Origin of the sequence: Streptomyces sp. NPDC093568 (assembly GCF_044764945.1) — a bacterium.
Classification (GTDB): domain Bacteria; phylum Actinomycetota; class Actinomycetes; order Streptomycetales; family Streptomycetaceae; genus Streptomyces.
This window is the reverse complement of record NZ_JBIWJD010000007.1, coordinates 285,689-307,182: the sequence shown is the minus strand read 5'-3', so window position 1 is coordinate 307,182 and position 21,494 is coordinate 285,689. Positions and strand designations below refer to the sequence as shown.

28 protein-coding genes are annotated in these 21,494 nt (G+C 68.4%); all 28 read left to right on the top strand.

The features are described 5' to 3' along the window. Positions 1–41: 41 nt before the first annotated feature. The 28 genes from ACIRD7_RS27995 (at position 42) to rplE (ending at position 21,490) form a co-directional block, all read left to right on the top strand. Positions 42–743: a CDP-alcohol phosphatidyltransferase family protein gene (locus tag ACIRD7_RS27995; RefSeq protein ID WP_403457885.1), complete on the top strand. Its 702-nt coding sequence runs from the start codon at positions 42–44 to the stop codon at positions 741–743. Positions 744–862: 119 nt separating this feature from the next. Beyond that, a complete protein-coding gene (locus ACIRD7_RS27990) occupies positions 863–1,843 on the top strand; it encodes an NAD-dependent epimerase/dehydratase family protein (RefSeq protein WP_403457882.1) in 981 nt (326 codons plus the stop codon). A 28-nt stretch (positions 1,844–1,871) separates the two neighbouring features. Continuing rightward, positions 1,872–3,068: a glycosyltransferase family 4 protein gene (locus tag ACIRD7_RS27985; RefSeq protein WP_403457879.1), complete on the top strand. Its 1,197-nt coding sequence runs from the start codon at positions 1,872–1,874 to the stop codon at positions 3,066–3,068. After that, complete coding sequence (locus ACIRD7_RS27980) at positions 3,065–4,531, top strand: hypothetical protein (RefSeq protein ID WP_403457877.1); 1,467 nt, start codon at positions 3,065–3,067, stop codon at positions 4,529–4,531. The genes ACIRD7_RS27985 and ACIRD7_RS27980 overlap by 4 nt, the downstream gene beginning before the upstream one ends. Further along, positions 4,528–6,138, top strand: coding sequence for a hypothetical protein (locus ACIRD7_RS27975; protein ID WP_403457874.1), 1,611 nt, complete (start codon positions 4,528–4,530; stop codon positions 6,136–6,138). Before ACIRD7_RS27980 ends, ACIRD7_RS27975 begins: the two co-directional genes overlap by 4 nt. After that, a complete protein-coding gene (locus ACIRD7_RS27970) occupies positions 6,135–7,679 on the top strand; it encodes an oligosaccharide flippase family protein (RefSeq protein ID WP_403457873.1) in 1,545 nt (514 codons plus the stop codon). The genes ACIRD7_RS27975 and ACIRD7_RS27970 overlap by 4 nt, the downstream gene beginning before the upstream one ends. Positions 7,680–7,871: 192 nt before the next feature. Beyond that, positions 7,872–9,296: a fibronectin type III domain-containing protein gene (locus ACIRD7_RS27965; protein ID WP_403457869.1), complete on the top strand. Its 1,425-nt coding sequence runs from the start codon at positions 7,872–7,874 to the stop codon at positions 9,294–9,296. Then, a complete protein-coding gene (locus ACIRD7_RS27960; protein WP_403457867.1) occupies positions 9,293–9,784 on the top strand; it encodes an adenylyltransferase/cytidyltransferase family protein in 492 nt (163 codons plus the stop codon). The genes ACIRD7_RS27965 and ACIRD7_RS27960 overlap by 4 nt, the downstream gene beginning before the upstream one ends. A gap of 97 nt (positions 9,785–9,881) precedes the next feature. Further along, the gene (locus ACIRD7_RS27955; RefSeq protein WP_403457865.1) at positions 9,882–11,000 is read left to right on the top strand and encodes a PQQ-dependent sugar dehydrogenase; all 1,119 of its coding nucleotides are present in this window, start codon (positions 9,882–9,884) and stop codon (positions 10,998–11,000) included. Positions 11,001–11,125: 125 nt separating this feature from the next. Then, positions 11,126–11,266 (top strand): pyrroloquinoline quinone precursor peptide PqqA, encoded by a 141-nt coding sequence (gene pqqA / locus ACIRD7_RS27950; protein WP_403457863.1) that lies wholly within the window; start codon positions 11,126–11,128, stop codon positions 11,264–11,266. Between the two features lie 8 nt (positions 11,267–11,274). Next, complete coding sequence (gene pqqB / locus ACIRD7_RS27945) at positions 11,275–12,174, top strand: pyrroloquinoline quinone biosynthesis protein PqqB (protein WP_403457861.1); 900 nt, start codon at positions 11,275–11,277, stop codon at positions 12,172–12,174. Next, positions 12,171–12,938 (top strand): pyrroloquinoline-quinone synthase PqqC, encoded by a 768-nt coding sequence (pqqC, locus tag ACIRD7_RS27940; protein WP_403457858.1) that lies wholly within the window; start codon positions 12,171–12,173, stop codon positions 12,936–12,938. Before pqqB ends, pqqC begins: the two co-directional genes overlap by 4 nt. Continuing rightward, entirely contained in the window at positions 12,935–13,207 is a 273-nt protein-coding gene (gene pqqD, locus ACIRD7_RS27935) for a pyrroloquinoline quinone biosynthesis peptide chaperone PqqD (protein ID WP_403457856.1), read from the top strand. Before pqqC ends, pqqD begins: the two co-directional genes overlap by 4 nt. After that, positions 13,204–14,304 (top strand): pyrroloquinoline quinone biosynthesis protein PqqE, encoded by a 1,101-nt coding sequence (gene pqqE, locus ACIRD7_RS27930; RefSeq protein WP_403457855.1) that lies wholly within the window; start codon positions 13,204–13,206, stop codon positions 14,302–14,304. Before pqqD ends, pqqE begins: the two co-directional genes overlap by 4 nt. 459 nt (positions 14,305–14,763) lie before the next feature. Further along, positions 14,764–15,072 (top strand): 30S ribosomal protein S10, encoded by a 309-nt coding sequence (gene rpsJ / locus ACIRD7_RS27925; RefSeq protein ID WP_003948644.1) that lies wholly within the window; start codon positions 14,764–14,766, stop codon positions 15,070–15,072. A 17-nt stretch (positions 15,073–15,089) separates the two neighbouring features. Beyond that, positions 15,090–15,734 (top strand): 50S ribosomal protein L3, encoded by a 645-nt coding sequence (gene rplC / locus ACIRD7_RS27920; protein WP_403457853.1) that lies wholly within the window; start codon positions 15,090–15,092, stop codon positions 15,732–15,734. An 8-nt stretch (positions 15,735–15,742) separates the two neighbouring features. Continuing rightward, positions 15,743–16,399 carry a 50S ribosomal protein L4 gene (gene rplD, locus ACIRD7_RS27915; protein ID WP_403457851.1) on the top strand — a complete coding sequence of 219 codons (657 nt, stop codon included), beginning with the start codon at positions 15,743–15,745 and terminating at the stop codon, positions 16,397–16,399. Next, the gene (gene rplW, locus ACIRD7_RS27910; RefSeq protein WP_403457849.1) at positions 16,399–16,818 is read left to right on the top strand and encodes a 50S ribosomal protein L23; all 420 of its coding nucleotides are present in this window, start codon (positions 16,399–16,401) and stop codon (positions 16,816–16,818) included. The genes rplD and rplW overlap by 1 nt, the downstream gene beginning before the upstream one ends. Before the next feature lie 40 nt (positions 16,819–16,858). Beyond that, complete coding sequence (gene rplB / locus ACIRD7_RS27905) at positions 16,859–17,695, top strand: 50S ribosomal protein L2 (RefSeq protein ID WP_059192905.1); 837 nt, start codon at positions 16,859–16,861, stop codon at positions 17,693–17,695. Positions 17,696–17,707: 12 nt separating this feature from the next. After that, positions 17,708–17,989, top strand: a complete 282-nt coding sequence (rpsS, locus tag ACIRD7_RS27900) for a 30S ribosomal protein S19 (RefSeq protein WP_019753092.1) — start codon at positions 17,708–17,710, stop codon at positions 17,987–17,989. Positions 17,990–18,032: 43 nt separating this feature from the next. Continuing rightward, the gene (gene rplV, locus ACIRD7_RS27895; RefSeq protein ID WP_019753093.1) at positions 18,033–18,380 is read left to right on the top strand and encodes a 50S ribosomal protein L22; all 348 of its coding nucleotides are present in this window, start codon (positions 18,033–18,035) and stop codon (positions 18,378–18,380) included. Next, on the top strand, positions 18,380–19,201 hold the full coding sequence (rpsC, locus tag ACIRD7_RS27890; RefSeq protein ID WP_031477835.1) for a 30S ribosomal protein S3: 822 nt from the start codon (positions 18,380–18,382) through the stop codon (positions 19,199–19,201). The genes rplV and rpsC overlap by 1 nt, the downstream gene beginning before the upstream one ends. Positions 19,202–19,206: 5 nt before the next feature. Further along, positions 19,207–19,626, top strand: coding sequence for a 50S ribosomal protein L16 (gene rplP / locus ACIRD7_RS27885; RefSeq protein WP_030967307.1), 420 nt, complete (start codon positions 19,207–19,209; stop codon positions 19,624–19,626). Beyond that, a complete protein-coding gene (gene rpmC, locus ACIRD7_RS27880; RefSeq protein WP_059079052.1) occupies positions 19,626–19,850 on the top strand; it encodes a 50S ribosomal protein L29 in 225 nt (74 codons plus the stop codon). Before rplP ends, rpmC begins: the two co-directional genes overlap by 1 nt. After that, positions 19,847–20,131, top strand: a complete 285-nt coding sequence (rpsQ, locus tag ACIRD7_RS27875) for a 30S ribosomal protein S17 (RefSeq protein WP_385843353.1) — start codon at positions 19,847–19,849, stop codon at positions 20,129–20,131. The genes rpmC and rpsQ overlap by 4 nt, the downstream gene beginning before the upstream one ends. 107 nt (positions 20,132–20,238) lie before the next feature. After that, complete coding sequence (rplN, locus tag ACIRD7_RS27870) at positions 20,239–20,607, top strand: 50S ribosomal protein L14 (RefSeq protein WP_003998823.1); 369 nt, start codon at positions 20,239–20,241, stop codon at positions 20,605–20,607. A 2-nt stretch (positions 20,608–20,609) separates the two neighbouring features. Continuing rightward, positions 20,610–20,933 (top strand): 50S ribosomal protein L24, encoded by a 324-nt coding sequence (gene rplX / locus ACIRD7_RS27865; protein ID WP_053674523.1) that lies wholly within the window; start codon positions 20,610–20,612, stop codon positions 20,931–20,933. Continuing rightward, positions 20,933–21,490, top strand: a complete 558-nt coding sequence (gene rplE / locus ACIRD7_RS27860) for a 50S ribosomal protein L5 (RefSeq protein WP_023547375.1) — start codon at positions 20,933–20,935, stop codon at positions 21,488–21,490. The genes rplX and rplE overlap by 1 nt, the downstream gene beginning before the upstream one ends. Positions 21,491–21,494 lie beyond the last annotated feature (4 nt).

Genomic DNA, 21,494 nt, shown 5'->3' with positions numbered 1-21,494 from the left:
ACGCGGATGCCCTTCCGTCCGATCACGCGCGAGGTCAGCTCATGGACTTCTCCAGCACGTTGCGGCAACTCTCGAAGGTGCAGAAACCGCCCCGGGGGGTTTCCGTATACGCGCGGTTCATCAACCGGCCGGCCGGTCGCGTGCTCGCTGCCGCAGCGCACCGCATCGGACTCTCACCCAACCATGTGACGGTCGTCAGCGCGCTGATCACCTTCGTCGCCGTTGTCGCGATGGCTGTTCGTCCCCCCTCGCACACCCTGGGGAGTTGGGTCACACTCGCCCTGCTTCTCGGCTTCGCGCTCGACTCCGCAGACGGTCAGCTGGCCCGGCTGAACCGGTCGACCAGCCTTTCCGGAGAGTGGCTGGACCATTTGGTGGATTGCGCGAAACTCCTGGCCATCCATATGGCAGTGCTGATTTCCTTCTACCGCTTCTTCGACCTCCCGGCTGCGACGCTGGTTCTCCCGATCATCTTCCAGCTCGCCGCGGTCCTTCTGTTCTTCGGAGGGATTCTCACGGAACAGCTGAGAAAGCGAAGAGGTGACGCCGGCGCCGGACCGCTGTCCCCGCCGTCCGCCGTTCGTGGTGTGGCGCTGCTGCCCGTGGATTACGGGCTGTTGTGCCTGAGTTTCCTGTTCCTGGGAAGTCAGAAGCTCTTCCTCGCGCTGTATGTCGCTCTCCTCGCGGCCCACGTAGTGCTGCTGCCGGCGTTCCTTGCCAAGTGGTTCCGAGAGCTCTGCTGACACGCACTCGGACGGAGCCATCGGGAATCTAATGGCAGGGAAACGCGCGCTAATCACAAGAAATGCGGCAAACAGTGATTAATCTTCCAGGCGGATTCCGGGTATGCAGAGGAGCTGCCATGAGCAAGCAGGTGGACGTCGTTGTCGCTGGAGGCGGAGGATTCATCGGTGGGCATCTCACGGCCGACCTCCTGGCCCAGGGACTGACCGTCCGGTGCGTGGACATCAGGCCGCAGCATGAGTGGCACCAGGTGCACGGCGCGGCTGAGAACACCGTGGCCGACCTGTCACTGCTCGACAACGCCCGCGCCGCAGTCCGGAACGCCGGCCAGGTGTACATGCTCGCCGCGGACATGGGCGGCATGGGATTCATCGAGAACCACAAAGCCGCCTGCATGATGTCCGTCCTGACCAGCACTCATATGCTCAAGGCCGCGCAGGAGGCCGGCGTCGAGCGCTACTTCTACTCCTCGTCCGCGTGCGTGTACGCCGCGGGCAAGCAGGTCGCCACGAACGTCACCGCGCTGAAGGAGGAGGACGCGTACCCGGCGCAGCCCGAGGACGGCTACGGCTGGGAGAAGCTGTTCTCCGAGCGCATGTGCCGCCACTTCGAGGAGGACTACGGGTTCACCTGCCGTGTCGCGCGCTACCACAACGTGTACGGCCCCGCGGGTACCTGGACCGGCGGGCGGGAGAAGGCCCCGGCGGCTGTCTGCCGCAAGATCGCCCAGGCGGTGCTCTCCGGCGACCATCGCATCGACATCTGGGGTGACGGCCGACAGACCCGTTCCTTCATGTACATCGACGACTGCCTCCACGGCACGCAGATGCTCATGAACGGGCCGAGCAGTGTCCCCGTCAACCTCGGCTCCTCCGAACTGGTCACCATCAACCGGCTGGTGGACATCGTCGAGGAGATCGCGGGCATCCGCTGTGAGCGCAAGTACCAGCTGGACGCCCCGCAGGGCGTGCGCGGCCGCAACTCCGACAACGCCCTGATCCGCGAACTGTACGGCTGGGAACCGTCGATCCCCCTGGCCGAAGGTCTGGAGAAGACCTACGCCTGGGTCTACGACCAGGTCAAGCTCGCCGGCTGGTGACCTCGCGAACGGGCCGGGAGGGCAGCCGATGAGGATCCTCGTCCACGATTACAGCGGGCACCCGTTCCAGGCCCAGCTCAGCCGGGAGCTGGCGCGCCGCGGCCATGCCGTCGTCCACTCCACCTGCCCGGCCTACGTCTCCGGGAAGGGCAACCTCACAAGGGACACGGTCGCCGGGCTCCGGTTCGTCACCATCGGCGACCACGTGGTGCTCGACAAGGGCGCCTACGTCCGTCGCCTCTTCCAGGAGACCCGGCTGGGTCTGGAGCTGGCCCGGCAGGTACGGCGCGAGCGCCCGGACGTCGCGCTGCTGGGAAACCTGCCGATCCCCACCCTGGTCGTCGCCGCCTCGGCGTTGCGGGCGCTGCGGATCCCCTGGGTGCTGTGGCACCAGGACATCACCGCCGTCGCGCTGAAGAGCTTCGCCGCGGCGGGTGTGTCACGGCTGATGGGCGCCGCCGCCAGAGTGTTCGAGCAGGGCGAGAAGTGGTCGGCGCGACGCGCCACGGCGATCGTGGTGATCGCCGACTCCTTCGTGCGGATCCACCGGGAGTGGGGCACCGCCGACAAGGTCACCGTCATTCCCAACTGGGCGCCCCTGGACGAGATCCGCCCCGAGGCCCGCGCCAACGCCTGGTCGGCGGAGCACGCGCTCAATGGCGTCAGGACCGTGCTGTACTCCGGCACGATCGGCCTCAAGCACAACCCCACCCTGCTGGTCCGGCTCGCCGAGACGCTGCGGGAGCAGGGTGAACGGGTCCGGCTGGTCGTCGTCAACGACGGCCCGGCCGTCCCGGTCATCAAAGAGGCCGCCGCCGCCCGAGGCGTCGACCTGACGCTGTTGCCCTTCCAGCCCTACGAACGGCTGCCCGAGGTGCTGGGCTCGGGCGATGTGCTGGTCGTGCTGCTGGCGGCGGACGCGGGGGAGTTCTCGGTCCCCTCCAAGACGCTGTCCTATCTGTGCGCCGGACGCCCGGTGCTGGGCCTGATGCCCGCGGACAACCTGGCGGCCAAGCTGCTCCGTCAGGCCGGCTCCGCGGTGTTCGCCCCCGAGGAGGCCTCGCTGGCCGACGCCGCCACCTGGATCCGTGAGGTCCTGAACGACCCGATGCGCGCGGAGGCCCTGGGCAAGGAAAGCCGGGCGCTGGCCGAGCGGGAGTTCGCCCTCGAAGGTTGCGCTTCACGATTCGAAGAAATCCTGCGGGCGGCGAGCGTGCGCAGGTGACTGAATATCGAGGCAGCGAAAAGTCTTCCCCGGCTTTGTTCTGCTGCTGGGCTCTCCTGTTCATCGGCTTCCTGCCGGCATTGATCCTGCAGTCCATCGACACGCGATTCGGGGCAGCACTCGCCGTGCAGTGCGTCGTCGTCGCGCACACCGGAGGAGGGCTCACCAGGGTGCTCGCCGGTGGGTCGGTGCGTCTCGTCGCCTGCGGATTCTGGCTGTTCGCGTACGTATGGCTCGGCCTGGCGCCAATGGCCATGCTGGCCACCGACTCCTACCCGCTGCCCTATCGCACGGGTGAGACGACCGCTCTCGCGGCCGCCACACTGACTGAACTCGGTCTGCTTGCCTACAGCGCGGGAGCCGCCCTGGCCGCAGGACGCCAGAGCGGCAGATCGGTCGTGCTCGAACCGCTGCTGTCCCGCAGGCTCGCCCCACTGCCCGTGCTCTTGCTGTGCGGCCTGTCGCTCGTGCTGGCGATCGTGTTGATCCCCGGGCATGAAGGAGGTCTGCGGGCCTTCTTCGCCAGCAGACAGGCGCTACGGCAGTCGGGCGCCGAGGCGGACCACGCGCACGCACTGCGCGTCTGGGCCCTCGCCGTCCCCGCCTTCTGGGCCATGGTGGCCCTCATTCACCTGCCCCGCCTGACGCCGGGAGACCGGCTGCTGCGCGCGATCCGCTGGATGCTGCTCCCGCTCCTCGTCGCGCTCAATGTCATCGTCAACAACCCGATCAGCAGGCCTCGCTTCTGGGCCGGCACCGTGCTTCTGGTTCTGCTGTTCTCGTGGTGCCGCTTCAACACCCTCCGAACCTTTCGAATCGTTGCCACAGGGCTTACGACGGCGGTGCTGTTCGCGTTCCCCTACAGCGACTACTTCCGCTACGACGAACGTGAAGTCGTCGAAGTGACGGCGCTTGCCGAGCAGTTCACCACCAACATGGATTACGACGCATTTCAGCAGATGCACACCGGTATCGACTATGTGCAGGAAAACGGCTTCTCTCCGTCGGCCGCGCTCGGTCCCGTGCTGTTCATGGTGCCTCGCTCCATGTGGCCCGAAAAGCCGCAGACCACGGGCATCGAGCTCGCTCAGTACGCGGGCTACGACTTCCACAACCTTTCCGCCCCGCTCTGGATCGAGAGCTACCTGTGGGGCGGCGCTCCGTGCGTCGTCGCGGTCTTCTGTCTGCTGGGCGCGGCCAGCAGACGGACGGATGACATCAGGGAAAGGCTGCGGGACCGGCAGGGCACGCTGGCGGTTCTGCTGATCCCCGCCTTCGCCTTCTATCAGCTGATCCTTCTGCGCGGCAGCCTCATGGCGATCATCGGTCCCCTCCTACTGCTCCTGATCGTTCCACTCGTCATCACCACCCGCAGGGCCGGCGTGTCCCGGCCCCCGTCACCGTTTCGATCGCCCGTGGCGACGGGCCACGTCCCCATCCCCGGACACAGGAGGCATCCATGACCAGCTCCGCCGGCTTCGACGATCGGTACGACGACCCCGACCAACTGCGTGATCAGGTGCGCCTGATGCTGCGGTACCGCGCGACCATCGTGCTGGGCGTGGTCCTCGGGCTGCTCGGTGGAGCGTTTCTGGTCCTGCTGAGCGCGGGGAATTACACCTCCACCAGTGAGGTGCTCGTTCGCTCGAGGACGGATCCCTTCAGCACCTTCGGGGTGGCCGCCGACAATCAGGTGAGCATGGGCACGGAGCAGCAGATCGCGCTCAGCGCGACGGTCGCGAACCGAGCGGCGAAGGCACTGCACCAGCCCCGCCGCGCCGATGCGCTGCTGAGGGATCTGCGCGTGACGAACGCCAAGGACACCCAAGTGCTCCGGTTCGAGTACACGGCGGGCACCGCGCAGCGCGCGGCTCGGGTGACCAACGCGTTCGCGCAGGCCTACCTAGCCGACCGCCAGAACCGGTCCAAGGACATGGTCAAGCGCATGACCGCAGGCATGGAGGGGCAGATCACCGCGCTCTCGAAGCGGGTCAACGCGATGAAGTCCGACGGATCCAAGGCCGGCATCGCGGCCATGCAACAGCAGATCGGCATCCTGCAGAAGCGGGTCTCGGACATCAAGTCCTACGACACCTCCGGTGGAGACATCGTCCGGCGGGCCGAGCCGCCGACGCGGCCCGACGGACCACGCTCCCCCTGGCTCATCGCGCTCGGCCTGATCGGCGGCCTGGTCCTGGGTGTCGTGCTTGCCTGGCTGCGATCCGCCCTGGAGCCGCGGGCACGCTCGGTCGGCGAGGTCCAGGGGGCGCTCGGCGCTCCGGTGCTGGGCGTCCTTCCGGCCCCCGACTCCGACCGCGATCTGCTGTACGTCGGCCGGACCGAGGACAGACGGGCGGAGGCGTACCGCACCCTCGCCTTCCGGCTGCGAGGCGGCGACAGTGGTACGGCCTTGGGCACTCTCATGATCGTGACTCCGAAGCAGGAACGAGGCGCCGAAGCCATCGCGGTGAATCTCGCTGCCGCCTTCGCGGAGTCCGGTGACGATGTGCTGCTCGTGGACACCGTCACGCACTCGCCCGCCCTGTCGGCACGGCTGCCGCTGGCGGCCGACGACCGCGAGCAGACCGATGTCCCCGCGGGGGGCGTGGTCGTCGAGGCGGGTAGGGGCGTGCGATTCACACTTCGCTCCGAGAGCCGCGGCACCACCGGCGACGACAGGCCCCCGGTCCTGACGGCCGCGCGTGCCCTGTCCTGCGTCGATCCCGGCCGGCCGACGCTCTTTCTGACGCCTCCGCTGCTGGAGCACACCGACGTTCTCTCGCTCGCCCAGCGTGTGGACGGTGTTCTGGTGGTGGGTGCTCTGGGCGACATCAGACGCGACGATCTCAAGCGGGTCCGCGAGCTGATCAGTTGCTCAGGGGGACACATCATGGGCGCGGCGCTGCACCACGGCACACGGCGCAGACTGCTGCGCGGCGTCGTGGACCGCGACCGGATGCGTCGTTCGAGAGGGCGGAACGCGGTCACGACACCGTCCGCCCCGGCCGGCGACGTGGTGGGACAGCCGTCCCCGCCGGCGCAGGACGACACGCTCAGCGCCTCCCGGTGAGCGCCCCCGAAACGACAGCCCCCGCCGTCGGCGGGTCGACCGCTCGGTCTGGGGTCGCCGCCACCGCGCGAGGCGGGGGGTGGGGCTTCATGGGCTCGGCGGTCAACGCGGTCTTCGGCTATGCCCTGGTCACCCTGGTCACCCGCGCGCTCGGGGCGTACGGGGCGGGAGCGGTGTTCACCGGCGTCGCGGCCTTCACCATCCTGTGCAACACCTGCAAACTCGGCGCCGATACCGGACTGGTGCGCTTCGTCGCCGGTGACCTGGCCACCACCGGTGGCCGCGAGGTGGGCGCACTTCTGCGCAGCGCGGTCCTGCCAGGAGCCGCGGCCAGCACCGTGGCCGCCGCACTGTTGTTCCTGTCGCCGTGGACGGCTACCTCGCTGCTGCCGAATCTCGCCCCGGACGATGCGGTGACCCTGGTCCGGCTGTTCGCCGTGTTTCTCCCCCTGGCCACGGTCACCCTGATCCTGCTGGGTGCCACACAGGGCTACGGCACCGTCATTCCCTTCGTCGGTGTCGAGCAGATCGGCAAACCGGTACTGCGAGTGCTGATCGCGGTACCGGTCGTGCTGCTGGCTCCTGGCGTGCTGAGCCTGGCCGCCGCCTGGCTCGTGCCGTCCATGGCCGGCTTCTTCGCTGCCTGGTTCGCCCTGCGCAGGTGTCGTCGGGCGAGTCCGGGGCACGCCTTCGGACGGGAAGCGGCCGCTGTCCGGCGGGGCTTCTGGACGTTCGCTGCGCCACGGGCGGTCTCCTCCGTCTTCGACATCGGGGCGGTCTGGGTGGGCGTCGTCCTGCTCTCCGGGCTGGCTACGACCGAGGAAGCCGGCATCTACACCGCCGTAGGGCGTGTCGTCATCGCGGCGACCCTGCTGCAGCTCGCCATCCGACTGGCCGTCGCCCCGGAGATCAGCCGTCTCCTCGCCGTGGCCGACATCCCGCAGGCCGCCCAGCTGCACCGTGTCTCGACGCGATGGATCGTGCTCTTCTCCTGGCCGCTGCTCGTTCTGCTCACGGCCTTCCCTGGCACTGTTCTCTCCTTGTTCGGGCCCGAGTTCGAACAAGGGGCGGATGCGCTGGTCGTGCTCTGTATCGCCTCGGCGGTCAACGTGGGGGTGGGAAACGCCCAGACGGTGCTGCTCATGGCAGGAAAGAGTTCGTGGCACCTGGCGGTCACCGGTGTGGCCTTCGCGGTGCAGCTGACAGTGGGCTTCATCGCCGTTCCCCGGCTGGGGGTCCTCGGAGCCGCCCTGTCCTGGGGGGCGGCCACCATCGTCGAGAACGTCGTCTCCGCTGCCCTGGTGCGGCGGAATCCGGGCTTCACGATCATCGACCGCGGATACCTCGCCGCGACGGTCACCGGCATGTGCCTCACCGTGCCGTTCGTCCTTCCGGCGAGGCTGCTGGTAGGTGACACAGCTGTCGGACTTGCCGTCGCAATAACCGTCGGATTTTGTGCATTTGGTGTAAGTTTGTGGCGATTTCGCACAGCTTTGGAAGTGCGTGAACTCGTCGGTGTGCTGCGCGAACGCGCCACGTGAGGCCGTCTCGGATCGAGACCGCTCCGCCTTCTCCCCGTCTCACCACCTGTATTCGCTGCAACCAGGGATGTTCCAATGCGCCTGAGAAAAAGTACGAAGAGGGGCGTCACCACGGCATCGGCCGTGGCCCTCCTCATGGCTGCCTCGCTCATCACCGCTTCGGCCTCGGTAGCTGACGGCGACGAGAAGACCTTGACCGCCGACACCCTGGCGACGTGGCAGACCGACGGCATCGTCTGGTCTCTCGAGTACGCGCGTGGTGTCGTGTATGTCGGCGGGACCTTCAACAAGGTCCGACCTCCGGGCGCGAAGCCCGGCCAACAGGAGGTCGCGCGCAAGAACTTCGCCGCGTTCGACGCCGCCACGGGCAGGCTTTTGCCGTGTGCCCCCTCCTTCACCGGCGGCGGTAACACCGTGCGAGCGCTGAAGGCGTCGCCCAACGGCAGGGTTCTGTACGTCGGTGGATCGTTCGGCAACGTCGGTAAGGCCGGGGCTGCCAGTGCGGTCGCGATCGACACGGCGGGCTGCTCGCTGCGCAAGGACTTCCGGCCGACCATGTCGTCGTTCGTTCGGGCCATCGACGTCACGAACGACGCGGTCTATCTGGGGGGCGACTTCACACTCGTCAACGGCCAGGACCGCGAGCGCATCGCGGCGTTCACCCCCAGCGGAAAGCTCCTGCCGTTCCAGGCGGAGATCGACGCTCCCGTACGGGCCATCCTCGCCGCGCCGAAATTCGGCAAGATCATCGTCGGCGGAGACTTCTTCCTGCTCAACGGCCAGCTGGAGAAGTCACTCGGCGCGCTGCACCCCGTCACAGGAAAGACGGTGAACTCGTACGCGGACTGGCTGCCGCCACGGTCGTCCGTGAAGGCGCTGGCGGGCGACGAGACCAACTTCTACGTCGCGGCCGAGGGCGCGGGAACCGGCATCTTCGACGGCCGCATCGCCGGCCGTCTCGGCGACGGAAAGATGGTGTGGAAGGACACCTGCATGGGCGCCACCCAGGCCGTCGCCGTGCACAAGGGTGTGCTCTACAGCGGGTCCCACGCCCACGACTGCCGTGACACCCCTGGTGGTTTCACCGAGTACCACAACCGCCAGCACTTCTTGGCCCAGTCGGTCCGCAACCGCCACATCCTGCACTGGTTCCCCGACACCGACGGAGGGACCGGAGAGGGCAACGGCCCCCGCGTGCTGAAGATGGCCGGCGAAGTCCTGTGGGCGGGCGGCGAGTTCACCACGGTCAACGGACGCCCGCAGCAGAGCCTGACCCGGTTCTCGCCCGGTCCCGACCGCGGTGCCCCGGAAGAGGTGCCCCAGCTGAAGGCCTCCGCCTCGGCCTCCGGTCGCGTCACGCTCACCTGGCGGGCCACATGGGACCGGGACGACGCGGAGCTCAAGTATCTGATCTACCGGGACGGCAGGCTCGTGGCCTCGCCGACGCGGCGGTCGGCGGAGTGGAACCGCCCCACGATGAAGTTCACGGACTCCGTCGCCCCCGGCTCCCGCCATCGCTACCGGATCGCCGTCACCGACGGCAAGAACACCTCACTCAAGTCGAAAGCGCTCGTAGTCTCCGCGGTCGCCGATGAGCGTCCGAAGGAAAAGCATTGATGGGAGAACGTCTCGGATACGCGCCGGGGGTCTTCGACCTCTTCCACGTGGGCCATCTGAACATCCTGCGCCGGGCGCGCGGGCACTGCGACCGGCTCATCGCCGGGGTCTGCTCCGACGAACTCGTGGTGCGCCTGAAAGGCAGGCCACCCGTCGTACCGCTCGCGGAGCGGCTGCAGATCGTACGCAGTGTGCGGCATGTGGACGAGGCCTTCGTCGCGACCGTGGACGACAAGATCGAGATCTGGAAGGAAGTCGGCTTCGACGTCATCTTCAAAGGTGACGACTGGCTCGGTACGGACGTCTGGACGACCTACGAGGCCGAGTTCGCGAGAGTGGGCGTGGAGGTCGTGTACTTCCCGTACACCGTGCACACCTCCAGCACGCTGCTGCGGGAGGCTCTGCGTCTCCTCGCCGAGCGGGAACCGTCCGAGCCGGCGGCCCCGCGACAACTCGCCGGGCCGCGCCAGGGCGGAGCCGAGGGCTGACTCAGGGCCGCGGGGGTCTCACCCCCGCGGCCCTCCCAAGTGGCATGCCGATCACGCCTCACGGAGATTGCTCTGAGGAATCACGAAAGGTGTCGGCATGGCACATTCAGGCCGCCCGCGGCGCCGCACCTCGCGCCCTTCCACCCGCCGCGGCATCGTCTCGCTCGCCGCCGCGTCCGCCCTCCTCGCCACCTGCCCGGCCCCACCCGTGTCGGCCACCCCGCCCGCCGCCGACGGCGGTGCCCCGGCCGCCGCCAGGACGCTGTCCAAGGGATGGCACACGCCGTGGGGCATCGCCTTCCTGCCGGACGGGCGGTCCGCGCTGGTCACCGAGCGGCTGTCCTATCAGGTGCACCGCCTCGACCGGGACGGCCGCAAGAAGCGGGTTGGCGAGGTGCCGTACACGGTGCCCGAGCCGTACGACGAGGGTGCCGGTGGGCTGCTGGGGGTCGCTCTGTCGCCGACCTGGGACGGCAGGAAGGACAGGCAGGTGTTCTTCATGCACACCACCAAGTCCGAGACGCGCGTGGTCAGGATGGACTACGACGGTACGTCGCTGCGCAACTACAAGCCGATCCTCACGGGCATCCGCCGCGGCGGCGATCACAACGGCGGCAGGATCGCCTTCGGGCCCGACAAGTATCTGTACGTGACCACCGGCGAGGCCCTCCGGCCGCGGCTCGCGCAGGACAGGAACTCGCTCAACGGGAAGATCCTGCGGATCACGAAGGAGGGGAGGCCCGCCCCGGGCAACCCGTTCGGCAACCGCGTCTACAGCTACGGCCACCGCAATCCGCAGGGCCTCGCCTGGGACCGCGAGGGCCGGCTGTGGTCGGTGGAGATCGGCCATCAGAGCCACGACGAGCTCAACCTGATCAAGCCCGGCGGCAACTACGGCTGGCCCACCTGCGAGGGCGCCTGCTCGCGGCCGGGCCTGACCGACCCGAAGGTGACGTTCAGGCCGGAGCAAGGCGTGCCCGCGCAGATCGCCGTCGTGCGCAACGTCCTGTACGTGTCGTCGCTGCGGGGCAAGCGGCTCTGGCGCGTCCCCATCGACGGCGACAGCGAGCGCGTCGGCACGAAGACCGCCTTCTATCCGGGTGCGTACGGCCGCCTCCGGGCCATCGCCAAAGTGCCCGGTGCGAACGAACTGTGGGTCGGAACAAGCGACTTGGGGTACGGCAACGACCAGATCCTCCGCGTCCCCATCAAGTGACCCACCGTCAGGAAACCCCAAGGAACCAAGGAACCAAGGAAACCGAGGAAACCGAGGAACCAAGGAACCGAGGAACCACGGAAACCACGGAAACCACGGAAACCACGGAAAGGACGGTACGAGTGATGCACGAGACCAAGGAACCGCTTCAGCCGGTCGAGCAGGCCCCCGCCGCGCAGCCGGACGACGCCACCTGGCAGACGCCCGCCTTCGACGTCGTCGACACCGCGCTGGAAGTCACCGCCTACTCCCTCAGCACCCGCTAGCGGCCGCCATGCTGCTGCTGGTGCTCGGCACGGCCGCCGGCGGCGGCATCCCCCAGTGGAACTGCGCGTGTCCCGGCTGCTCCGGGGCACGCGCCCAGCCGCGGCGGCGCCGTCGGCACGCCTCGATCGCCGTGCGGACGGGGGAGGGCCGCTGGTACGTCGTCAACGCGACCCCCGACATCGGCGACCAGATCGAAGGCCGGCCCGAGCTCCACCCCGGGCCCGGCCCCCGGCAGACCCCGCTCGCCGGAGTGATCCTCACCGACGCCGAACTCGACCACACCCTCGGCATCGCCCGGCTGCGCGAGGCCGACGGCTTCCAGGTGCTCGCGACGACCCCGGTCCGCCAGGCCCTGCTGGAGCGGCTGCGGCTCGGCGAGGTGCTGGCCCCGTACACCGACGTGACCTGGCGGGAGCTGCCCGCGCGGGGTGCCGAGCCGCTGGACGCGGACGCCCCCGGCCTGCGGATCAGCGGCATCCCGGTGTCCGGCAAACGCCCGCGGTACGCCGCCGACGCCCCGGACGACGACTCCTGGGTCGTCGCGCTGCGCCTGTACGACCCCGCCTCCGGCACCTCCGCCCTCTACGCCCCCGCGCTCGCGGCCTGGCCCGACCGCCTTCAGCAGGCCGCCGAGGAGGCCGACTGCGTCATCGTCGACGGCACCTTCTGGGACGACGAGGAGCCCCGCCGTACCGGTATCTCCTCCCGCACCGCCACCGGCATGGGCCATCTGCCCGTCGACGGACCCGGCGGCACCGCCGAACGGCTGGCCGCCCTCTCCGTCCGGTGCCTGTACACGCACCTCAACAACACCAACCCCCTCGTCGACCCGGACGCACCCGAGCACAAGCGGCTCGCCCGGCTGGGCATCGAGGTGGCCCACGACGGGATGGTGATCGAGCCATGACCACGGCAGATACGGCCAGTACGGCCAGTACGGCCGATACGGCACCCCCAACCCTCGCCTCGCCCGCCGAGCCCTGGAGCCCCGCCGAGTTCGAGGCGCGGCTGCGTGCGGTGGGGGAGGAGTACTACCACCACCGCCACCCGTTCAACATCCGGATGCACAGCGGCAGCCTCAGCCCCGAGGAACTGCGGCGGTGGATCGTCAACCGCTTCCACTACCAGCGCCACATCCCCGTCAAGGACGCCCTGATCACGGCCAAGCTGCCCACCTCCGACCTGCGCCGCATGTGGCTGCGCCGCATCCAGGACCACGACGGGGCGCAGCGCGGCGAGGGCGGCATCGAGCGCTGGCTGCGGCTCGGCGAGGCGGCGGGCGTGGACCGCGAGACGATGCTGCGCGCCGACTCCGCGCTGCCGGGGGTACGGCTGGCGGTCGACGGATACGTCAACTTCTGCCGGCTGGGCTCGACCCTCGAAGCCGTCGCCGCCTCGCTCACCGAACTGTCCGCACCGGACCTGATGCGCACCCGCATCGACGCCTTCGAGCGCCACTACCCGTGGATCGAGTCCGACGGCCTCGCCTACTTCCGCACCCGTGTCGCCCAGGGCCGCCGCGACAGCCGGGAGGCCCTCGACCTGGTGATGGACTGGGCCCGCACCCGCGACGACCAGGAGCGTGCCGTGGCCGCGCTGCGCTTCAAGTGCGACGTTCTTTGGTCCCTGCTGGACGCCGTGGAACGGGCGGGACGGCGGGAGCAGGGATGAGTACGCCGGCCGGCACCGACTGGCGGCCCGCCCTGGCGCCGGCCCTCATGCGCCGCCACGACCCCGTCCGGGACGCGGACCTGCTGCTCCTGCCGGAACGGGTCGGGGTTCTGAGCGGCTCGGCCAACGCGGTCGTCGGGCTGTGCGACGGCACGCGTGCGGTGGCCGAGATCGTCGAGGAACTGGCCCGGCGCTTCCCCGGCGCCCCGGTCGCCACCGACGTCCCCCCGTTCCTCGACCGGCTCCGCGAGGAGGGCTGGCTGCGATGACCCCCTCCGCCGGGCCGCCGCCCGCCCGTCCCTGGGCCCTGCTGGCCGAGCTCACGCACGCCTGCCCGCTGCACTGCGGGTACTGCTCAAACCCGCTGGAACTGACGCGCCGCTCGCGTGAGCTGAGCACCGGGCAGTGGGCGGACGTGATGCGCCAGGCGGGCGAGCTCGGCGTCGTCCACACCCATCTGTCGGGCGGCGAGCCGCTGCTGCGCCGGGACCTCGCGGAGATCGTCACCGCGGCCGAGGCCGCCGGGATCTACACCCAGCTGGTCACCAGCGGCGTCGGCCTGAGCGAGGCTCGCCTGGCCGGGCTCGTGCGTGCCGGGCTGAAGAGCGTCCAGCTCTCCGTCCAGCACGCCGACCCCCGCGCCTCCGACAGGATCGCCGGACGCCGGTCCTTCGCCGAGAAGGAGCGGGCCGCCGAGCTGGTCCGCGCCGCCGGCCTGCCGCTCGGCCTCAACGTCGTCCTGCACCGCGACAACCTCGACGCCCTCGACGCGCTCGTCGAGCTGGGGGTGGCCTGGGGCGTGGACCGCGTCGAACTGGCGAACGCGCAGTTCTACGGGTGGGGCCTGCTCAACCGGGCCGTGCTGCTGCCGACCCGCGAGCAGCTGGCCGGGGCGCGGGAGACCGTGGAGCGGTGGCGCGAGCGGCTGCCGGGCGGGCCCGAGCTGGTCTGGGTCGTCCCCGACTACTTCGACGGCGTCGCCAAGCCCTGCATGGGCGGCTGGGGAGCGGTGTCGCTCACGGTCGCCCCGGACGGCACCGTCCTGCCCTGCCCGGCCGCCGCCGCGCTGCCGGACCTGGACCCGCCGAACGTACGGGACCATCCACTGGAGTGGATCTGGGACCACTCCCGGGCGTTCACCCGCTACCGCGGCACCGACTGGATGCCGGATCCCTGCCGCGGCTGCGACCGCCGCGACCAGGACTTCGGCGGTTGCCGCTGCCAGGCGTACGCGCTGACCGGGGACGCCGCCCGGACGGACCCGGCGTGCAGCCTGTCTCCCGACCATGAGGTGATCCGGGCGCTGAGCGAGGCCGACCCGGACGGCACCGCCCGGATCAGGCGGCGAGCACCCGGACGGGTGTGATCCGCGCGGCGGTCCCGGGACGGCCGCCGGGGTGCGCTCAGCGGGTGCGGTTTGACCTGCGTCACCCTCGGGGTATTCTCTCCGGCTCGATTGGCCAGCCCCCTGCCCCATATGGCAGACTGTCCGAGTTGCTCGGTCGAGTGTTGATGCTGCGCGCCTCCCGCCGGGAGGACTGGAAGCGAGTCCCACAGTACTCGTCGCCCTAACTGCCGTAAGGCAGCGCTGGGGCGGACGTACGGGAATCTTCCGGGAAGTGTGAGCGCGACACCGGCCAGGCACCCGGTGGGCCTCCTAGCTCCCGGCTTGCGGTTCCGGAAGGGCCGTGTTCCTCGCGCAGGGATGTTCGAACAAGGGGCATCTGTGTCAGCGGGAGCGCGACACGCCCGACCGCGTGGGTCGGAGGGGGTCAAGGGAACACCGGGTTCCAGAGCGTTAGAGAGACAGGACTACTGAGTAGCCATGGCGGGACAGAAGATCCGCATCCGGCTCAAGGCCTACGACCACGAGGTCATCGACTCCTCGGCGAAGAAGATCGTCGAGACGGTGACCCGCACTGGTGCGTCGGTCGCGGGCCCGGTGCCGCTGCCCACTGAGAAGAACGTGTACTGCGTCATCAAGTCGCCGCACAAGTACAAGGACTCGCGCGAGCACTTCGAGATGCGCACGCACAAGCGCCTGATCGACATTCTCGACCCCACCCCCAAGACCGTTGACTCTCTGATGCGACTCGACCTTCCGGCCGGTGTCGACATCGAGATCAAGCTCTGAGGGTCGGTGATCTGAGAATGGCTAAGCAGATCAAGGGCATCCTGGGCGAGAAGCTCGGCATGACGCAGGTGTGGGACGAGAACAACCGTGTTGTTCCGGTCACCGTCGTCAAGGCCGGCCCGAACGTCGTGACCCAGGTCCGTACGAACGACGCCGACGGCTACGAGTCCGTCCAGCTCGCCTTCGGCGAGATCGACCCGCGCAAGGTGAACAAGCCCCTCAAGGGTCACTTCGCGAAGGCCGACGTCACCCCCCGTCGCCACCTCGTCGAGATCCGTACCTCGGACGCTTCCGAGTACACCCTCGGCCAGGAAGTCACCGCCGAGGTCTTCGAGGCGGGCGTCAAGGTCGACGTCACCGGCAAGAGCAAGGGCAAGGGCTTCGCCGGTGTCATGAAGCGCCACAACTTCGGTGGCCTCGGTGCCGGGCACGGTACCCAGCGCAAGCACCGCTCTCCCGGTTCCATCGGTGGCTGCGCCACCCCGGGCCGTGTGTTCAAGGGCCTCCGCATGGCGGGTCGCATGGGCAACGAGCGGGTCACCACCCAGAACCTGACCGTCCACGCCGTTGACGCGGAGAAGGGTCTGCTGCTCATCAAGGGCGCGGTTCCCGGTCCGAACGGCGGCCTCGTCCTGGTCCGCACCGCGGCCAAGGGGGCCTGAGGTAACCGATGAGCACTGTTGACATCCTTTCGCCGGCGGGCGACAAGGCCGGTTCCGTCGAGCTCCCCGCGGAGATCTTCGACGTAGAGAAGATCAGCGTTCCGCTGCTTCACCAGGTCGTCGTCGCGCAGCTGGCCGCTGCCCGCCAGGGCACGCACAAGACCAAGACCCGTGGCGAGGTCCGTGGTGGTGGCAAGAAGCCTTACCGCCAGAAGGGCACCGGTCGCGCCCGTCAGGGTTCGACCCGCGCGCCGCAGTTCGCCGGTGGTGGCGTCGTGCACGGTCCCGTGCCGCGTGACTACTCGCAGCGGACCCCGAAGAAGATGAAGGCCGCGGCCCTGCGCCACGCCCTCACCGACCGGGCCCGCAACAACCGCATCCACGTCGTCTCCGGCGTGATCGAGGGCGAGACCCCCAGCACCAAGGCCGCGAAGAGCCTGTTCGGCAAGATCAGCGAGCGCAAGAACCTGCTCCTGGTCGTCGAGCGCGCCGACGAGGCCGCCTGGCTGTCCGCCCGCAACCTGCCCCAGGTCCACATCCTGGAGCCGGGCCAGCTGAACACGTACGACGTTCTCGTCTCGGACGACGTGGTCTTCACCCAGGCCGCGTTCGAGTCCTTCGTGTCGGGCCCGAAGGCCACTGACACCGAAGGGAGCGAGGTCTGATGGCTATCCGTCACCCCGCCATTGCCTCGAAGGCCGCGAAGAAGGCCAAGGCCGCTCGCGTCGCCAAGGCGCGTCGCCACGCCGCCGAGGGCAAGAACACCGTCGAGACCCCGGTCAGCAAGTCCTTCACGGACCCCCGTGACGTGCTGCTGAAGCCGGTCGTCTCCGAGAAGAGCTACGCGCTTCTCGACGAGGGCAAGTACACGTTCATCGTTGCCCCGAGCGCCAACAAGACCCAGATCAAGCAGGCCGTCCAGGCGGTCTTCGACGTCAAGGTCACTGGGGTCAACACGATCAACCGCCAGGGCAAGCGCAAGCGCACCCGCACCGGCTTCGGCCAGCGCGCGGGCACCAAGCGCGCGATCGTGACCCTCGCCGAGGGCGACCGTATCGACATCTTCGGCGGTCCGACCGCCTAAGGGCGGTCCGGATCGTCCGATATCGGACGAGGACTGAGAAATGGGAATCCGCAAGTACAAGCCGACTACGCCGGGCCGTCGTGGCTCCAGCGTCGCCGACTTCGTCGAGGTCACGCGGTCCACGCCGGAGAAGTCGCTGGTCCGCCCGCTGCACAGCAAGGGCGGCCGTAACAACGCCGGTCGTGTGACCGTTCGCCACCAGGGTGGCGGACACAAGCGCGCCTACCGAGTGATCGACTTCCGTCGTCACGACAAGGACGGCGTGCCGGCGAAGGTCGCGCACATCGAGTACGACCCCAACCGCACCGCGCGCATCGCGCTGCTGCACTACGCCGACGGCGAGAAGCGCTACATCCTCGCCCCGCGCAACCTGCAGCAGGGTGACCGCGTCGAGAACGGTCCCGGGGCCGACATCAAGCCGGGCAACAACCTGGCGCTCCGCAACATCCCGGTCGGTACCACGATCCACGCGATCGAGCTCCGTCCCGGTGGCGGTGCCAAGTTCGCCCGCTCCGCCGGTGCCTCCGTGCAGCTGCTCGCGAAGGAGGGCCAGATGGCTCACCTCCGCATGCCCTCCGGTGAGATCCGCCTGGTCGACGTGCGCTGCCGCGCCACCGTCGGCGAGGTCGGCAACGCCGAGCAGAGCAACATCAACTGGGGCAAGGCCGGCCGCAAGCGCTGGCTGGGCGTCCGCCCGACCGTTCGCGGTGTGGCGATGAACCCGGTTGACCACCCGCACGGTGGTGGTGAGGGCAAGACCTCCGGTGGTCGCCACCCGGTCAGCCCCTGGGGTCAGAAGGAGGGTCGTACTCGTTCGCCGAAGAAGGCTTCGAACAAGTACATCGTCCGCCGCCGCAAGACGAACAAGAAGCGCTAGGAGCGGGTTTAGATGCCGCGCAGTCTCAAGAAGGGGCCCTTCGTCGACGACCACCTGATCAAGAAGGTGGAAGCCCAGAACGAAGCAGGCACCAAGAACGTCATCAAGACCTGGTCCCGTCGCTCCATGATCGTGCCGGCCATGCTCGGCCACACGCTCGCGGTGCACAACGGCAAGACCCACATCCCGGTGTTCGTCACCGAGTCGATGGTCGGCCACAAGCTCGGCGAGTTCTCGCCGACGCGCACCTTCCGGGGCCACGTCAAGGACGACCGGAAGTCGAAGCGCCGCTAGTAGCGGATCGCATTCAGACACGTAAGAAACTGAAGGGACAACCATGGAAGCCAGGGCCCAGGCGCGGTACATCCGCGTCACGCCCATGAAGGCCCGCCGCGTGGTGGACCTCATCCGTGGCATGGACGCCACGGAGGCCCAGGCTGTTCTGCGATTCGCTCCGCAGGCAGCCTCCGTGCCGGTCGGCAAGGTGCTCGACAGCGCCATTGCCAACGCCGCGCACAACTACGACCACCCGGACGCCTCCTCGCTGTTCATCAGCGAGGCGTACGTCGACGAGGGCCCGACCCTGAAGCGGTTCCGTCCGCGTGCCCAGGGCCGTGCCTACCGGATCCGCAAGCGGACCAGCCACATCACCGTGGTCGTCGCCAGCAAGGAAGGAACCCGGTAATGGGCCAGAAGGTTAACCCGCATGGGTTCCGGCTCGGTGTCACCACGGACTTCAAGTCCCGGTGGTACGCCGACAAGCTGTACAAGGACTACGTCAAGGAAGACGTCGCCATCCGTCGGATGATGACGTCCGGCATGGAGCGCGCCGGTATCTCGAAGGTTGAGATCGAGCGCACCCGTGACCGCGTGCGGGTGGACATCCACACCGCTCGTCCGGGCATCGTCATCGGCCGCCGTGGCGCCGAGGCCGACCGCATCCGCGGTGACCTCGAGAAGCTCACGGGCAAGCAGGTCCAGCTGAACATCCTCGAGGTCAAGAACCCCGAGACCGACGCTCAGCTGGTTGCCCAGGCCGTTGCCGAGCAGCTCTCCTCCCGCGTCTCCTTCCGCCGCGCCATGCGTAAGAGCATGCAGTCGGCGATGAAGGCCGGCGCCAAGGGCATCAAGATCCAGTGCGGCGGCCGCCTCGGTGGCGCCGAGATGTCCCGCTCGGAGTTCTACCGCGAGGGCCGTGTGCCCCTGCACACGCTCCGTGCGAACGTGGACTACGGCTTCTTCGAGGCCAAGACGACCTTCGGCCGCATCGGTGTGAAGGTCTGGATCTACAAGGGCGACGTCAAGAACATCGCCGAGGTCCGCGCCGAGAACGCTGCCGCCCGTGCGGGTAACCGCCCGGCGCGTGGCGGTGCCGACCGCCCGGCCCGTGGTGGCCGCGGTGGCGAGCGGCGCGGTCGCAAGCCGCAGCAGGCTGCCGGTTCCGAGGCCCCCAAGGCCGAGGCTCCCGCGTCCGCTCCGGCTGAGAGCACCGGAACGGAGGCCTGACCGAAATGCTGATCCCCCGTAGGGTCAAGCACCGCAAGCAGCACCACCCGAAGCGCTCCGGCGCTGCCAAGGGTGGCACGACGGTTGCGTTCGGCGAGTACGGCATCCAGGCGCTCACCCCGGCGTATGTGACGAACCGTCAGATCGAGGCCGCTCGTATCGCCATGACGCGTCACATCAAGCGTGGTGGCAAGGTCTGGATCAACATCTACCCGGACCGTCCCCTCACCAAGAAGCCTGCCGAGACCCGCATGGGTTCCGGTAAGGGTTCTCCGGAGTGGTGGATCGCCAACGTCAAGCCCGGACGCGTGATGTTCGAGCTGTCGTACCCCAACGAGAAGATCGCCCGTGAGGCGCTGACTCGTGCGGCCCACAAGCTGCCGATGAAGTGCCGGATCGTCAAGCGCGAGGCAGGTGAAGCGTGATGTCGGCCGGTACCAAGGCGTCCGAGCTGCGCGAGCTGGGCAACGAGGAGCTGCTGAACAAGCTCCGCGAGGCCAAGGAAGAGCTGTTCAACCTCCGCTTCCAGGCGGCCACGGGTCAGCTCGAAAACCACGGTCGGCTGAAGGCCGTCCGTAAGGACATCGCGCGGATCTACACCCTGATGCGCGAGCGTGAGCTGGGCATCGAAACGGTGGAGAACGCATGAGCGAGAGCAACGTGACTGAGAACGCAGAGGCCCGCGGCTTCCGCAAGACCCGTGAGGGTCTCGTCGTCAGCGACAAGATGGACAAGACCGTCGTCGTCGCCGTCGAGGACCGCGTGAAGCACGCGCTGTACGGCAAGGTCATCCGCCGTACGAACAAGCTCAAGGCGCACGACGAGCAGAACGCCGCGGGTGTCGGTGACCGTGTCCTCCTCATGGAGACCCGGCCGCTGTCCGCGACGAAGCGCTGGCGCGTCGTCGAGATCCTCGAGAAGGCCAAGTAATTTCCTGCGGGGGTCATCCCGCAGGTCAGTTCCGCCAGGCTCGGCAGGGGCTCTCCTCGTAACGAGGCGGCCCCTGCCGGGAACCGGCAGACAAACAGGAGATAGACGTGATCCAGCAGGAGTCGCGACTGCGCGTCGCCGACAACACTGGTGCGAAGGAAATCCTTTGCATCCGTGTGCTCGGTGGCTCCGGTCGCCGCTACGCGGGCATCGGTGACGTCATCGTCGCCACCGTCAAGGACGCGATCCCCGGTGGCAACGTGAAGAAGGGTGACGTCGTCAAGGCGGTCATCGTTCGCACCGTCAAGGAGCGCCGCCGTCCGGACGGCTCGTACATCCGCTTCGACGAGAACGCCGCCGTCATTCTGAAGAACGACGGCGACCCTCGCGGCACCCGCATCTTCGGCCCGGTCGGCCGTGAGCTGCGCGAGAAGAAGTTCATGAAGATCATCTCGCTCGCGCCGGAGGTGCTGTAAGCATGAAGATCAAGAAGGGCGACCTGGTCCAGGTCATCACCGGTAAGGACAAGGGCAAGCAGGGCAAGGTCATTGCCGCTTACCCGCGCGACGAGCGTGTCCTGGTCGAGGGTGTCAACCGGGTCAAGAAGCACACCAAGGCCGGTCCGACCGCTCGCGGTTCGCAGGCCGGCGGCATCGTCACGACCGAGGCGCCGATCCACGTCTCCAACGTCCAGCTGGTCGTTGAGAAGGACGGCAACAAGGTCGTCACGCGTGTCGGTTACCGCTTCGACGACGAAGGCAACAAGATCCGCGTTGCCAAGCGGACGGGTGAGGACATCTGATGGCTACCACCACGACTCCGCGTCTGAAGCAGAAGTACCGCGAGGAGATCGCGGGCAAGCTGCGTGACGAGTTCAAGTACGAGAACGTCATGCAGATCCCCGGCCTCGTCAAGATCGTGGTCAACATGGGTGTGGGCGACGCCGCCCGCGACTCCAAGCTGATCGAGGGCGCCATCCGCGACCTCACCACGATCACCGGTCAGAAGCCGGCCGTCACCAAGGCCCGCAAGTCCATCGCGCAGTTCAAGCTGCGTGAGGGTCAGCCGATCGGTGCCCACGTCACGCTCCGTGGCGACCGCATGTGGGAGTTCCTGGACCGCACCCTGTCGCTCGCGCTCCCGCGCATCCGCGACTTCCGTGGTCTGTCCCCCAAGCAGTTCGACGGCCGTGGCAACTACACCTTCGGTCTCACGGAGCAGGTCATGTTCCACGAGATCGACCAGGACAAGATCGACCGTACCCGGGGTATGGACATCACCGTGGTCACCACGGCGACCAACGACGCTGAGGGCCGCGCGCTCCTTCGTCACCTCGGCTTCCCGTTCAAGGAGGCGTGAGCGA